Source organism: Vibrio sinus (assembly GCF_023634645.1).
GTDB classification, from domain to species: Bacteria; Pseudomonadota; Gammaproteobacteria; order Enterobacterales; family Vibrionaceae; genus Vibrio; species Vibrio sinus.
This window is the reverse complement of sequence record NZ_JAMKMR010000004.1, coordinates 247494-262044: the sequence shown is the minus strand read 5'-3', so window position 1 is coordinate 262044 and position 14551 is coordinate 247494. Positions and strand designations below refer to the sequence as shown.

Sequence of the window (14551 nt, the reverse complement as noted above, 5' to 3'; positions counted from 1 at the left end):
AGATTAGTTAGCAAGAAATAATTTATTCATTTAATAGTAATGCCCTCAAATTTTGTCAGTCAGCGTATCGTGCATAAAAGAGGCACAATATTATTAACAAAACCGTTACAATCAAAGTTCAGATAAAATCACAACTTATTGTTATTTATAAAGAAGATTGCACTAACATGATAAGTTTCTCTATTCAGCCATTTTTTCTCAATAACTTGACCTTTTTCACAATAACCATTAGCTTGTAATTTCGGTTTAAATTTGAACTTATCGCAACATCAGATTTTTAGTCATAAGAATCGAATACTTAATCGATTTATACAATTATTATAACTATCCGTTTACTGTCTGGTAGACAGAAAATTACAGGGAGAATTGCAATGGCGCTTTACGATCCTCTTCTTGAGAAAGACAATTGTGGATTCGGTTTGATTGCCCATATGGAAGGCGAACCAAGTCATAAGCTTGTTCGTACCGCAATTTCAGCACTTGACCGTATGACCCATAGAGGCGGTATTGCCGCTGACGGGAAAACAGGTGACGGTTGCGGCCTTTTGCTGCAAAAACCAGATTCCTACATGCGTCTTGTCGCCGAAAATGAAGGGTTTAACCTAAGCAAACAATACGCAGTTGGAATGGTGTTTTTAAGTAGAGATACTTCTAAGGCCCAAAAGGCACAAGACATTATCAACGCCGAATTAGCAAAAGAAACCTTAAGCGTTGCAGGTTGGAGAGCCGTCCCAACCAATTCAGAAGTCTTAGGCCCGATTGCTCAAGATTCACTGCCTAACATTCAACAGGTGTTTGTCTCTGCCCCCGCAGGCTGGCTGGAGCGAGACATTGAAAGGCGTTTATACATCGCGCGACGAAGAATCGAAAAGCAGATTACCGACGACGATGATTTCTATATATGCAGCTTATCCACTCAGGTCATCGTCTATAAAGGCTTATGTATGCCAGCGGATTTACCGCGCTTTTATCTTGATTTAGCCGACCTCCGAATGGAATCATCCATCTGCCTTTTCCACCAACGCTTTTCCACCAACACCCAACCCCGCTGGCCACTGGCACAACCCTTCCGCTATCTCGCACACAATGGTGAGATCAATACCATCGAAGGCAATAGGCAGTGGGCTCGCGCAAGAGCCTATAAATTCGCCTCACCGCTACTGCCAGACTTACAAACCGCCGCACCTTTTGTAAACGAGACAGGCTCTGACTCCTCAAGCTTAGATAATATGCTCGACCTATTCTTAGCTGGCGGTATGGATATTTTCCGCGCGATGAGAATGTTAGTGCCACCTGCATGGCAAAACCATCCGGATATGGACCCTGACTTACGTGCGTTTTATGACTTCAACTCAAAACACATGGAACCGTGGGATGGCCCAGCAGGTATTGTGCTTTCCGACGGTCGTTATGCCGCATGTAACTTGGATAGAAACGGACTTCGTCCGGCTCGCTATGTCGTCACCAAAGACAAATTGATTACCCTAGCCTCAGAAGTGGGTATTTGGGACTATGCACCTGATGAGGTCGCTGAAAAAGGTCGGGTGGGCCCAGGTGAATTATTGGTCATCGATACCCAAGAAGGTAAACTGTGGCAATCTAGCGAAATAGATAACGATCTCAAAGAGCGCCACCCATATAAAACTTGGATGGAAAACAACGTCCATAAGCTCACGCCTTTTTCTGAATTGGCGGATGATTTGGTGGGCGAGCGCAGCTTTGATGGCGATTTGCTTAAGACCTATCAAAAGCAATTTGCCATGTCGAACGAAGAGATCGATCAGGTACTGCGTATATTAGGTGACATGGGCCAAGAAGCCGTCGGCTCCATGGGTGACGATACCCCAATGGCCGTATTGTCTTCAAAAGAGCGCTTAGTGACCGACTACTTCCGCCAGAAGTTTGCCCAAGTAACCAACCCACCAATCGACCCGTTGCGTGAAAAGCATGTCATGTCGTTGGCAAGTTCAATCGGACAAGAGATGAATGTCTTTTGTGAAACCGATGGCCACGCCAACCGAGTCACTTTCGATTCTCCAGTACTCCTTTATTCGGACATGCAACAATTACTCGAGCTGAGTGACGAACATTATCGTAATACCATCATCGACATCAATTATGACCCTGCGACAACTACGCTAAAACAGGCGATTGAAGCCCTATGTAGCGAAGCTGAGCAAGTAGTACGAGAAGGCACAGTCCTTGTCGTTCTATCCGATAGAGCACTGAGCAAGGGCAAACTGCCCATTCCAGCCGCGATGGCTGTCGGCGCGGTGCAAACGCGACTAATTGACGCTAACTTACGCTGTGATGCCAATATCATTGTTGAAACCGCAAGTGTCCGTGATCCGCACCAATTTGCCGTATTACTTGGCTTTGGTGCCACCGCGGTCTATCCATACCTTGCCTATGAAACATTAGGTAAGTTGGTCGATGACAACGCCCTCAACAAGAGCTATCGAGACGTGATGCAAAACTATCAGTACGGCATCAATAAAGGCCTGTACAAGATCATGTCAAAAATGGGTATTTCTACTGTTGCCTCTTATCGCTGCTCTCAACTATTTGAAGCAGTGGGCTTACATCAAGATATTGTCGACTTATGTTTTAAAGGTGTCGCGACTCGTATTCAAGGCGCGAACTTTGACGACTTCCAGCAAGATCTTTATAACCTTTCTCGAAAAGCCTGGGCCAAGCGTAAGCCAATTGATCATGGCGGATTGCTCAAATATGTTCACGATGGTGAATATCACGCCTATAACCCAGATGTCGTCAGCAGCTTACAAAAAGCCGTCAAGTCGGGTGAACATACTGACTACGCCAGTTTCGCCAACGAGGTAAACGCTAGACCCGCGACGACGCTTCGAGATTTGATGTCTATAGAAAAATCCTCAAAACCAACTCCGTTGAAAAAAGTCGAACCAAGCTCCGAGTTATTCAAACGATTTGACACCGCAGCCATGTCAATTGGCGCACTTAGCCCTGAGGCGCACGAAGCCTTAGCCATCGCGATGAATAAACTCGGTGGTTACTCCAACTCAGGGGAAGGCGGAGAAGATAAACGCCGCTTTGGTACCAACCGCAACTCTCGCATCAAACAAATTGCATCAGGTCGATTTGGCGTCACGCCGCATTATCTAACCAATGCTGACGTCCTACAGATCAAGGTAGCTCAAGGCGCAAAACCTGGCGAGGGTGGTCAGCTGCCTGGACACAAGGTTACCGCTGAGATTGCAAAACTTCGCTATTCTGTGCAAGGCGTAACGTTAATTTCCCCGCCACCGCATCACGACATCTATTCCATCGAAGATTTGGCCCAGCTTATTTTCGATTTAAAACAAGTGAACCCCAATGCTCTGGTCTCGGTAAAGCTTGTCTCTGAGCCAGGTGTCGGCACTATCGCAACAGGGGTTGCGAAAGCCTACGCCGATCTGATTACTATTTCAGGCTACGATGGTGGAACCGCGGCTAGCCCTCTTACTTCGGTCAAATATGCTGGTAGTCCGTGGGAACTAGGTCTTGCAGAAACTCAACAAGCACTGGTTGCCAATGGCCTGCGTCACAAGATCCGACTGCAAGTCGATGGCGGTTTAAAAACCGGACTCGACGTGGTAAAAGCCGCCATTTTAGGCGCAGAAAGCTTTGGCTTTGGTACAGCGCCTATGGTCGCTTTAGGCTGTAAGTTCTTACGAATTTGCCACCTGAATAACTGCGCGACAGGTGTGGCGACTCAAGATGAAAAACTCCGTAAAGAGTATTTCAAAGGCTTGCCCGAAATGGTGGTCAATTACTTCACAGGCTTGGCCGAAGAAGTGCGTCAGTATCTCTCCGAGCTGGGCGTGGAAAAACTCACAGACCTTATCGGCCGCACCGATCTGCTCAGCATAGTAGAAGGCAAAACGGCAAAACAAAGTAAATTGGATTTATCCCATATTCTGGAAATGCCAATCTCACCCGATAACCACCCTATGTACTGGACTAAGCCCAATACACCGTTTGATAAAGCGGAGCTCAACCAAACGATTGTTGACGATGCCAAAGAGGCTATCGAGAAAAAACAGGCGACGACCTTGTTTTATGATGTGCTCAATACCGACCGTTCTATCGGCGCTCGTTTATCGGGTGAAATTGCCAAGCGATATGGCAACCAAGGGATGGCAGCATCACCAATCAAGCTTCAGCTTCAAGGTACTGCTGGTCAATCATTTGGTGTCTGGAATGCAGGCGGGGTGGAGCTGCACTTAACTGGCGATGCAAACGACTACGTCGGCAAAGGCATGGCCGGTGGCAAAATTGTCATCAAACCACACCTAGGCACAGCGTTTAATTGCAATGAAGCCACCATTATTGGCAATACCTGCTTGTATGGCGCAACAGGCGGAAAACTGTTTGCCGCAGGCACCGCTGGTGAGCGATTTGGCGTTCGAAATTCAGGGTGTATTTCAGTGGTTGAAGGCGCAGGGGATAATGCGTGTGAATACATGACTGGAGGCATCGTGGCTATTTTAGGCGCAACCGGGGTCAACTTTGGCGCAGGTATGACTGGCGGCTTTGCTTATATCTTAGACGCTAACGACGACTTCCAGGGCCGCGTCAACAACGAATCGGTTGAAGCCCTATCGCTTTCATCGCTCAACATTCACCAAGAACATCTTCGTGGACTCATTGCGGAGCACCTTGAGCTGACAGGCTCAGTTCACGCAGAAAATATTCTGGCTAACTTTGACGAGTGGATTCCAAAATTCTTCCTCGTCAAACCCAAAGCTGCTGACCTCAATACCTTACTCGGTCATCAAAGCCGTAGCGCCGCTGAACTGCGCGTTCAAGCACAATAAGAATTGGAAGGAGCCCGAATTACAATGAGCCAGAATGTTTACCAATTTATCGACGTTAACCGCGTAGATCCGGCAAAAAAACCGCTTAAAAAGCGCAAAATCGAGTTTGTAGAAATCTACGAGCCCTTCACCAAGCAGCAAGCGACAGCGCAAGCTGATCGCTGCTTAGACTGCGGCAACCCTTATTGTGAGTGGAAATGCCCAGTGCACAACTACATCCCACAATGGCTTAAATTAGCCAATGAAGGCCGTGTAATTGAAGCAGCAGAGCTGTCACATCAAACCAACAGCTTGCCAGAAGTGTGTGGCCGAGTATGCCCACAAGATAGGCTGTGCGAAGGCTCTTGCACACTCAACGATGAGTTTGGCGCAGTCACCATAGGTAATATCGAAAAATACATTACCGACGAAGCCTTTAAACTTGGCTGGAAACCCGATATGTCCAATGTGGAGTGGACGGACAAAAAGGTTGCGATTGTTGGCGCGGGCCCCGCCGGGCTTGCTGCGGCAGATATTTTAGTTCGTAACGGCGTTAAAGCAGTCGTGTACGATCGCTATCCTGAAATTGGCGGCCTGCTGACTTTTGGTATCCCCTCATTTAAGTTAGAAAAAGGGGTAATGGAGAACCGACGCAAGATCTTCAGCGAAATGGGGGTCGAATTCAAACTCAATGTTGAAGTGGGCAAAGATGTCTCTTTTTCTGAGCTAGTCGATAACTACGACGCAGTGTTTCTCGGGGTCGGCACATATAAAAACATGCGTGCAGGCCTTGAAAATGAAGAGGCACAAGGCGTTTACGACGCGCTGCCATTTTTGATTTCCAACACTTATAAAGTCATGGAGTTAACCACTGATCAACCGTTCATCGACATGGCTGGCCAAAAAGTTGTGGTACTCGGTGGTGGTGATACCGCCATGGATTGTGTACGCACTTCGGTAAGACAGGGCGCGAGTAATGTCATCTGTGCTTATCGCCGTGATGAAAGCAATATGCCAGGTTCACGCCGCGAGGTAAAAAATGCCAAAGAAGAAGGAGTGAACTTTATGTTCAACCTCCAACCTCTCGGCATTGAAGTGAATTCATCAGGCAAAGTAACTGGGGTCAAAGTGGTCAAGACCGCCCTAGGTGAGCCGGATGAAGCGGGACGTCGCAGACCGCAACCTGTAGAAGGCAGTGAACATGTCCTCTCCGCCGATGCCGTCATTATGGCGTTTGGCTTCCAGCCGCACCAGATGGATTGGTTAGCACCTTTTGATGTTGAACTCGACCAATGGGGGCGCATCAAAGCACCAAATGAGCAAGAGTTCATGTATCAAACCAGCAACAAGAAAATATTTGCTGGTGGCGATGCGGTGCGCGGCTCTGATTTGGTCGTCACAGCTATTGATGAGGGAAGAAAAGCCGCTGAAGGCATCCTGGATTACTTAGAGATCTAGCTGCCAACAAAACGATCAAGGGCCCTATCATAAGATTGGGTCCTTTTTATCGCAACAAATTAGCAGAATTTCTCAAAAGTTAGCGAAGCCGCCCAAAAACTCACAAAAACAACTCTTTTATCAATAAAAGCCAATGATAAATAACACCTTATCATTGGCATTATTCCTGCCTAATGCTATTGGTTGTCACCAATAAATGAGCATTAGCACGTGAGTAAGTCATACCCTTTTCCGCCAAAAGATTCGATTCACTGGCAACATAGCAGCTACAGCCATGACCAAGCAAGTCAAGCCTTTGATAAGGATGGGACACTGGCCCAGTTTGTTAACAGCAACTTTGCCTCAGCCGATGATGTCGATGGCCTGCCACCAAAACACAGCATGTATTGGCAAGGCCACACGGAAAAAGCACCTCAAGTAACGGAACCCGTTTCTCCCGCTCCGTTAGACTTAACACCAGCCACAAAGCCCGAGCCAGCGGATGCCCACTTTATTCCCGTACGTTACGCCATCGACCAAATGGATGATCCTAATTCAATCCCCTTACAACAACCTTTTGGTCTACCAAGTGACTGGCAAGGCCAAGGGCTGTTAGCTAGCCGCCTTGAGTCTTGTCACTATACGTTGCGCCAGCTTCGTGATGGATGGATTTATATCTACAACAAAACGACCCAAACTTTGGATGAGTACCAGCTGAAAGGGAGCCAGTTTAGCTACTTTAAACCCACCCCAAACGAAAACCCAGATAGTGAAGGCCGAGGTGAAGAACAACCGAGCAAAACCTATATCAGCTACCCAAAAGGCAGCGTGTTATCACTTGTGTTCTCCACACATCGTTGGACATGGATTAAATATTTAGAAGTACTGAGCAACATCAAGGTGCATTTGCAACATATGCAAACCATTATCTTGACTGATGAGCAGCCGACAGAACATGTGGGTCCGATCAGTCAATTAAGCCAAGTTGCGGATATTGAACCTTCTGAAGTGGAAGATGAACGTTTTTCTCTCAGTTGTGTGATGACTCAAGCCAACGATAGAGAGGATATAGATTGCGATGATATTGAAATAAAACCCATTGTGAGTGAAGACAGCTTAAAGTCCAGCCTACCTCAAGACGAAGTTGCCCTTATCGTTGCTATTAATGACCCAATCGCTGACGGTCAGGATATTGCAGCAAGGCATACTTATTATGCGTCGAGTTACAAATTTGTCGAAGAGCAATACGCTAGCCAATGGGCACTGATGCAAACCGTCATGACCCTTTGTATGTTTGGAGCCAGTGACGAAATCCGCTTTCCCTACTCGGTCAAAAAAAATCATCAGGAGATTGAGTTTTATGCGGACATGGCAAAGTACTATCAAAACCAAAGAGGACTAGAAGCTGAGATAGCCAAAAGCCAATATATGCCAATGTCGGTAATCAATTCCGATCAGCATGTCATTCGCTCAGATAGTTATACCGAGCAACCCCAATTAGCCGATGCCATTCAAAAGAAATATCAGGTCAACCCTGACACGTTTGGTCGATTTCAAGATTGGATGGCGACTGACCGCTATCGACAACAAATTGATTGGCAAAAGCTATTATCTGATATGCAAGACATCGTCGACCAGCGAGATGGCTATTTACCTGAAATCCAAGCCAGCAAACAAGATCTGCACCGCTATTGCGACTACCTCAATGGCTTTCGCTGTGAAGCCTTATTTGACTTGTGGAGTGTCGATACCCAGAGTCTTCTGCAATCATTCCACACTCAACTGGCCGAGGCATTGACTCTACTTGTCGATGAAAAAGATCAAGCTTGGCTAAAAGCGAAATTTATACACCCCAATTCGTTTATTGCTTTATATACGGTTGGCTTCAGTCACTCACTCTATGATGCCTTAATACAAAAGAAATTTTACCCAGACACTCAGGCTATCTTAAAACCCAAAGAAAAAGATAAGACCGCGTGGAAAACCTTCACCTCTCTCGCATCAGACTGGTCGCAAGCCACGGGTATTTACACGTCAATGAACAATTTCATCACCGCTCCAGATGTCCAAGAAACCAAGATACTTAAAGACATTGCCAGTGGGTTTGGCCACCTCAATAAACTAATGCTCGCTTATGCTGAAGCTCTGAGTAAGGGAGTAACAAATATGGGTGTCAGTGCCATCGCCCAATCTTCCGCTTTGCTTCTGTCAGCATTACCAAAAACCTTTAACTCGCATCAGCTAATGTGGATGATAGCAAGCGCAGAGAAAATGGCACTCAATACTCAGTTTTCTGTCGCTCAAACGTTTAAAAACCAAATGCAAGACTGGTATCTTCAGCTCAAGAACTTGGAGAAAGAAATCACCCAGTCAAAGAATGTTATTGAACGGTATAATCTCAACCGACATAAAGGTACTGTATCTCGAAAAGCCTACCGAAATGCCACCAAGAAAATTATCAACCTTCAACATGAGTTTGCCGTGGCAGTCAACAGCCCTCCTGCTATGCTCGTTGAAACTCAATCCATTGCTAATACGATAAAAAACAACCTTAAGGACTTTATCAAGGGCCAAACTGACGCAATCAAGCAGCGCATTTCCACCATTGGCGGCTTAGGTTTTTTTGCCGCAATATTAAACTCTATTGCTTTGGCTGATGCATTGATAACCCTAGATAAAACAGGATTGGCCACCAAAGACGAATGGCAAAATATAGGACAAGTGACGTTTTATACTGCGGCAGCATGGTCAGGGATACGGACGTCTAAGGCTTGGACGCCGATTAAAGGGAATCAGGTATTAAGAAAAAGCTCTCTTCGAACATTAAACCAACTTATGAGTAGGAAACGGCTTCAGGGAACAAGCGAACTCGAGCTATCACAAGCCAAATACTTTAGTAAATGGCTAGCTATTACAGCAACTTTTGGGCTAGTTGCAAGTGGAATTGAAGGCTTCCGTACCTTGGATACTATTGACAAAACCGAAGGTGTAGAAAAAATGCTAATTAAAGCTAAACTTGGCGCGATAGCATTAAATTTCGTAGCGTTTGGTATTCAAACGATTGGAAGCACCTTTGGTATATTTACCATTTCATTTATGACTGGCGCATTCATTACAGGCGCATTTTTCTTTACTACAGTAGCCCTGCTTTTTATTGGTTTTATATTACAAGCCATAAAAAAAGATGAATATCAAAAATGGCTATTCTATTCACCTTGGGGCTACAGCAAGAAACATCTCAGGTGGTCTAACGCCAATGTGGAGCTATCCGATATCCAAAATCAAGATACTGCGGAAAAAGCTTTACAAAGGTTAGAAAAAATCATTTTTCAGCCAAGCATCACGCAAAAGCCAATAGAACTTATCGAACCCTACTATCATTACACACGCAAAGAACTTGTAGAGCTTGAAGTCACTTTCCATATCCCGGAAAGATATGCTCTCCGAGGGATACAAATTTCCACCAATCTAGTTAAAAACGAGAAGTCGATAGAAGAAGGCGGGTGGCTGACAAATTATGCAGATAGAAATGGCAAGATTAATAAGCCTACCACTGACAAGATACTTAGCTATCGCATAACCTTACCGATAGACGATACACAAAGTATTTTATCAGTAAAGTTGGACTATTTATCAGGTATCGCTCCAAATAATGGCCCACAAAATGACAATATTCAGTTCAGCTACTTCTTACAACATGTCATTTCCAAAAAATCAGAATACACTGCCCTCTCCGACCCAGAAAAAATAGAGAAATGTCGGGCGAATATTCAAGGAGAACCTGTCATCATTTGCGCAAGGAGTTAAGCGTGGCCTATTTACCTTTTTATATTACGCCTGAAAAGTTTCAGGAACACCAACAACAGCGTGTAAATTCCATTGAATATTCTCCAGATGTCACTTGTTGGATGTGCAAAAATGTAGAACACAATTATCGTTTCTTTCGTGCTATTTTTTGGTTACTCCCGACATTACTAGCTGGTGCATACTTTTTGGGCATAAGCCAAATATCACGTGAACCATTTTGGTCTTTGGCACCTTATATTATCGTTCCACTTGCCATTGGCGGGTGGGCAGGCTACCTAAGCTATGGCATTGACGACCGATATGACTACACCTTATCTTCTGCTGGCCTCGTCTATCAAAAACGTTTAGACGAACCCTTATGGGGACCTAGATTTGTGCAAATCATGGCTTATTTTGGCTGCATTGGGTGTCTACTCGCCGTTATTATCGCTGGCCCCATGGTTTTAGTCGGCTCAGGTGGCTTTCTTCTGCTTGCTTTTGCCAGCACTAAGAAAAGAGAAATCCATGTTGATGAACATATCATTCCTTCAGAGCAATTCCTGTTTGTTCGGCATCATAAAAAAAGAAAGGTGTTTTGCCTGTACTCAAAATACGATGTTTGCGAAGAATCACTAGAGCAACCTAAATCTGTTTTTCGTGTTCATACCAAAGAAGACAGTTGTTTGTTCTATAAGAACAAACAACAATTCACTGCAATAAATCAAATACTTAGAGGCTTAAACATCCCTTACGAAGACGTCGATGATATCAAGTTAATCTTTGACTTTAACCAAGCACCAAAATGTTTTTATGAACTGCCGATGGCAAGTGAAACCTTCCACCGCGATGAAGCTCTAACTCGATTTAACGATCCACCTCCAGCAGGAAAGTCACAAGAGCAAGCAAACAAAGAAGCCGAGGAGCTGTTTAGTAAAATCTGAATAAAAGGAGAACCTGTCATTATTTGCGCAAGGAGTTAAGCGTGGCCTATTTGCCCTTTTATATTACCCCTGAAAAGTTTCAGGAATACCAACAACAGCGTGTAAAATCCATAGAATACACTCCAGATGTTACTCGTTGGATGTGCAAAAATGTAGAACATAATTATCGCTTCTTTCGCGCTATTTTCTGGGTTATACCTGTACTAGTCACTACCATTATAATTGGCGGAATAATGACATTTGGTAGCAACAGGCCAGTTTGGTATATTTCTAACCCTGATATTTACTTACTCATTGTTCCATTAATTATTGGCGGGTGGGCGGGCTACCTAAGCTACGGTATTGACGACCGATATGACTACACCTTGTCTTCCGCTGGCCTCATCTATCAAAAACGTTTAGACGAACCCTTATGGGGGCCTAGATTTGTACAAATCATGGCTTATTTTGGCTGCATTGGGTGTTTATTCGCTGTAGTTATCGCTGGCCCATTGATTTTAGTCGGCTCAGGTGGTTTTCTTCTGCTTGCTTTTGCCAGTACTAAAAAAAGGGAAATCCACGTAGAAGAGTGGATAATTCCTTCAGACCAATTTGTTTACGCTAGAGAGTATAAAAAGCGCAAGGTTATTTGCTTATATGCCACAAAAGAAAACTGTGAGTACTCTCCTCGAGCCACTACAGCTCATAAAATTAATCGAACGCAAAATCGTGGTGATTTTTTTCTGTTTTATAAAACCAATGAAGAATATGAAAAAATCACAAGCATACTGAGCCAAAAGTTAGGTATTAGAATAGAAGCAGTGAATGATTCTTCTCATATTTTTGTCTTCGAACAATGGCCGCAACAAGTTATTGATTTATTGATGTTCTCAGAGCAATATTGCTCCGAAGACATTATCAGCCGCTCAGAGTCAGACCGCCCGAAAGGAGAGACACAAGAAGAGGTCAATCAAAGATATGAAAGGTTATATGGGAACCTGTAATCGAGGAAAAATGAGCCCCAAGAAGAGCCCGTCATCATTCGCGCAAGGAGTTAAGCGTGGCCTATTTGCCCTTTTATATTACCCCTGAAAAGTTTCAGGAATACCAACAACAGCTTGTAAAATCCATTGAATACACTCCAGGTGTTACTAGTTGGATGTGCAAAAATGTAGAACATAATTATCGCTTCTTTCGCGCTATTTTCTGGGTTATACCTGTACTAGTCACTACCATTATAATTGGCGGAATAATGACATTTGGTAGCAGCGGGCCAGTTTGGTATATTTCTAACCCAGATATTTACTTACTCATTGTTCCATTAATTATTGGCGGGTGGGCAGGCTACCTAAGCTACGGCATTGACGACCGATATGACTACACCTTGTCTTCCGCTGGCCTCATCTATCAAAAACGTTTAGACGAACCCTTATGGGGGCCTAGATTTGTACAAATCATGGCTTATTTTGGCTGCATTGGGTGTTTATTCGCTGTAGTTATCGCTGGCCCATTGATTTTAGTCGGCTCAGGTGGTTTTCTTCTGCTTGCTTTTGCCAGTACTAAAAAAAGGGAAATCCACGTAGAAGAGTGGATAATTCCTTCAGACCAATTTGTTTACGCTAGAGAGTATAAAAAGCGCAAGGTTATTTGCTTATATGCCACAAAAGAAAACTGTGAGTACTCTCCTCGAGCCACTACAGCTCATAAAATTAATCGAACGCAAAATCGTGGTGATTTTTTTCTGTTTTATAAAACCAATGAAGAATATGAAAAAATCACAAGCATACTGAGCCAAAAGTTAGGTATTAGAATAGAAGCAGTGAATGATTCTTCTCATATTTTTGTCTTCGAACAATGGCCGCAACAAGTTATTGATTTATTGATGTTCTCAGAGCAATATTGCTCCGAAGACATTATCAGCCGCTCAGAGTCAGACCGCCCGAAAGGAGAGACACAAGAAGAGGTCAATCAAAGATATGAAAGGTTATATGGGAACCTGTAATCGAGGAAAAATGAGCCCCAACAAGAACCTGTCATCATTTGCGCAAGGAGTTAAGCGTGGCCTATTTACCCTTTTATATTACCCCTGAAAAGTTTCAGGAATACCAACAACAGCGTGTAAAATCCGTTGAATACACTCCAGATGTTACTCGTTGGATGTGCAAAAATGTAGAGCATAATTATCGTTTCTTTCGCGCTATTTTCTGGGTTATACCTATACTAGTCACTGCCATTATATTTGGTGGAATAATGACATTTGGTAGCAGCAGGCCAGTTTGGTATATTTCTAACCCTGATATCTATTTCCTCATTGTTCCTTTAATTATTGGCGGGTGGGCTGCCTACCTAAGTTACGGCATCGATGACCGATATGACTACACCTTGTCTTCCTCTGGCATCATCTATAAAAAACGTTTAGACGAACCCTTATGGGGACCTAGATTTGTGCAAATCATGGCTTATTTTGGCTGCATTGGGTGCCTACTCGCCATTATTATCGCTGGCCCCATGGTTTTAGTCGGCTCAGGTGGCTTTCTACTGCTAGCATTTATCAGCACTAAGAAAAGAGAAATCTATGTTGATGAGCATATTATTCCTTCTGAACAATTCCTGTGTGTTCGGCATCATAAAAAAAGAAAGGTGTTTTGCCTGTACTCAAAATACGATGTTTGCGAAGAATCACTCGAGCAACCTGAATCTGTTTTTCGTGTTCACACCAAAGAAGACAGCTGTTTGTTCTATAAGAGCAAACAACAATTCACTGCAATAAAACAAATACTTACAGGCTTAAATATCCCTTACGAAGACGTCGATGATATCAAGTTAATCTTTGACTTTAACCAAGCACCTGAATGTTTTTATGAACTGCCGATGGCAAGTGAAACCTTCCACCGCGATGAAGCTCTAACTCGATTTAACGATCCACCTCCATCGGGGAAATCACAAGAGCAAGTAAACAAAGAAACCGAGGAGCTGTTTGGTAATATTTAGATTAGGCTCTAATAACCTAGGTGTTCGGTTTCCAAAATACATTTGATGCCGTTCACTTTATCTACGTAACTCGAATGATATGGTTAAAACAACCTTTAAGTAGATAGTTGCGCTAACATGCTGAAAACCCGATACCTAATACTAACTTTGTTGGCGGCTCTCGTCGCTGGATGCAGTCAGGGAGTTGCTGATATGAAAAATCGTGTGGAGCTGCCTTGCGCGGACAAGCCGAATTGTGTTTCTACCCAAGATTCACGTAAAGAGCACCATCTTGATCCCTACGTGCTTAAAAAAGGGGTCACGATCAATCAAGTCGAAGCTGCGGCGCTCACCCTACCTCGTTCGAAAGTGATCAGTAAATCTGGCGACTACTTACACATCACTTGTACTACAAAAATTTTGCGATTCACCGACGATCTTGAACTGGAGATTAAAGGAGAAAAACTGCTGGTTCGTTCAGAATCACGAGTGGGTTATTCTGATTTTGGTGTCAACCGTAGCCGGGCAGAGGCATTACGCAACATATTACTCGAGAAAGAGCTGATAGTCCCCAACGAAAACGTTGATAACAAATCTGAGTAGCTTGGATATAAAAAAACCAAA

At 44.1% G+C, this 14551-nt stretch carries 8 protein-coding genes; all 8 read left to right on the top strand.

What is annotated here, in order from left to right; all coding sequences use genetic code 11:
• Positions 1-371: 371 nt before the first annotated feature.
• Complete coding sequence (gene gltB, locus M9194_RS06660; RefSeq protein ID WP_250611837.1) at positions 372-4835, top strand: glutamate synthase large subunit; 4464 nt, start codon at positions 372-374, stop codon at positions 4833-4835.
• 24 nt (positions 4836-4859) lie between these two features.
• A complete protein-coding gene (locus M9194_RS06655; protein WP_250611836.1) occupies positions 4860-6272 on the top strand; it encodes an FAD-dependent oxidoreductase in 1413 nt (470 codons plus the stop codon).
• A 210-nt stretch (positions 6273-6482) separates the two neighbouring features.
• Positions 6483-10058 carry a T6SS effector BTH_I2691 family protein gene (locus tag M9194_RS06650; RefSeq protein ID WP_250611835.1) on the top strand — a complete coding sequence of 1192 codons (3576 nt, stop codon included), beginning with the start codon at positions 6483-6485 and terminating at the stop codon, positions 10056-10058.
• A 2-nt stretch (positions 10059-10060) separates the two neighbouring features.
• Positions 10061-10978, top strand: a complete 918-nt coding sequence (locus tag M9194_RS06645; RefSeq protein ID WP_250611834.1) for a hypothetical protein — start codon at positions 10061-10063, stop codon at positions 10976-10978.
• A 41-nt stretch (positions 10979-11019) separates the two neighbouring features.
• A complete protein-coding gene (locus tag M9194_RS06640; RefSeq protein ID WP_250611833.1) occupies positions 11020-11961 on the top strand; it encodes a hypothetical protein in 942 nt (313 codons plus the stop codon).
• 56 nt (positions 11962-12017) lie between these two features.
• Complete coding sequence (locus tag M9194_RS06635; RefSeq protein ID WP_250611832.1) at positions 12018-12959, top strand: hypothetical protein; 942 nt, start codon at positions 12018-12020, stop codon at positions 12957-12959.
• Positions 12960-13015: 56 nt separating this feature from the next.
• Positions 13016-13948, top strand: a complete 933-nt coding sequence (locus tag M9194_RS06630) for a hypothetical protein (RefSeq protein WP_250611831.1) — start codon at positions 13016-13018, stop codon at positions 13946-13948.
• 117 nt (positions 13949-14065) lie between these two features.
• Positions 14066-14530: a DUF1499 domain-containing protein gene (locus M9194_RS06625; protein ID WP_250611830.1), complete on the top strand. Its 465-nt coding sequence runs from the start codon at positions 14066-14068 to the stop codon at positions 14528-14530.
• Positions 14531-14551: the final 21 nt, after the last annotated feature.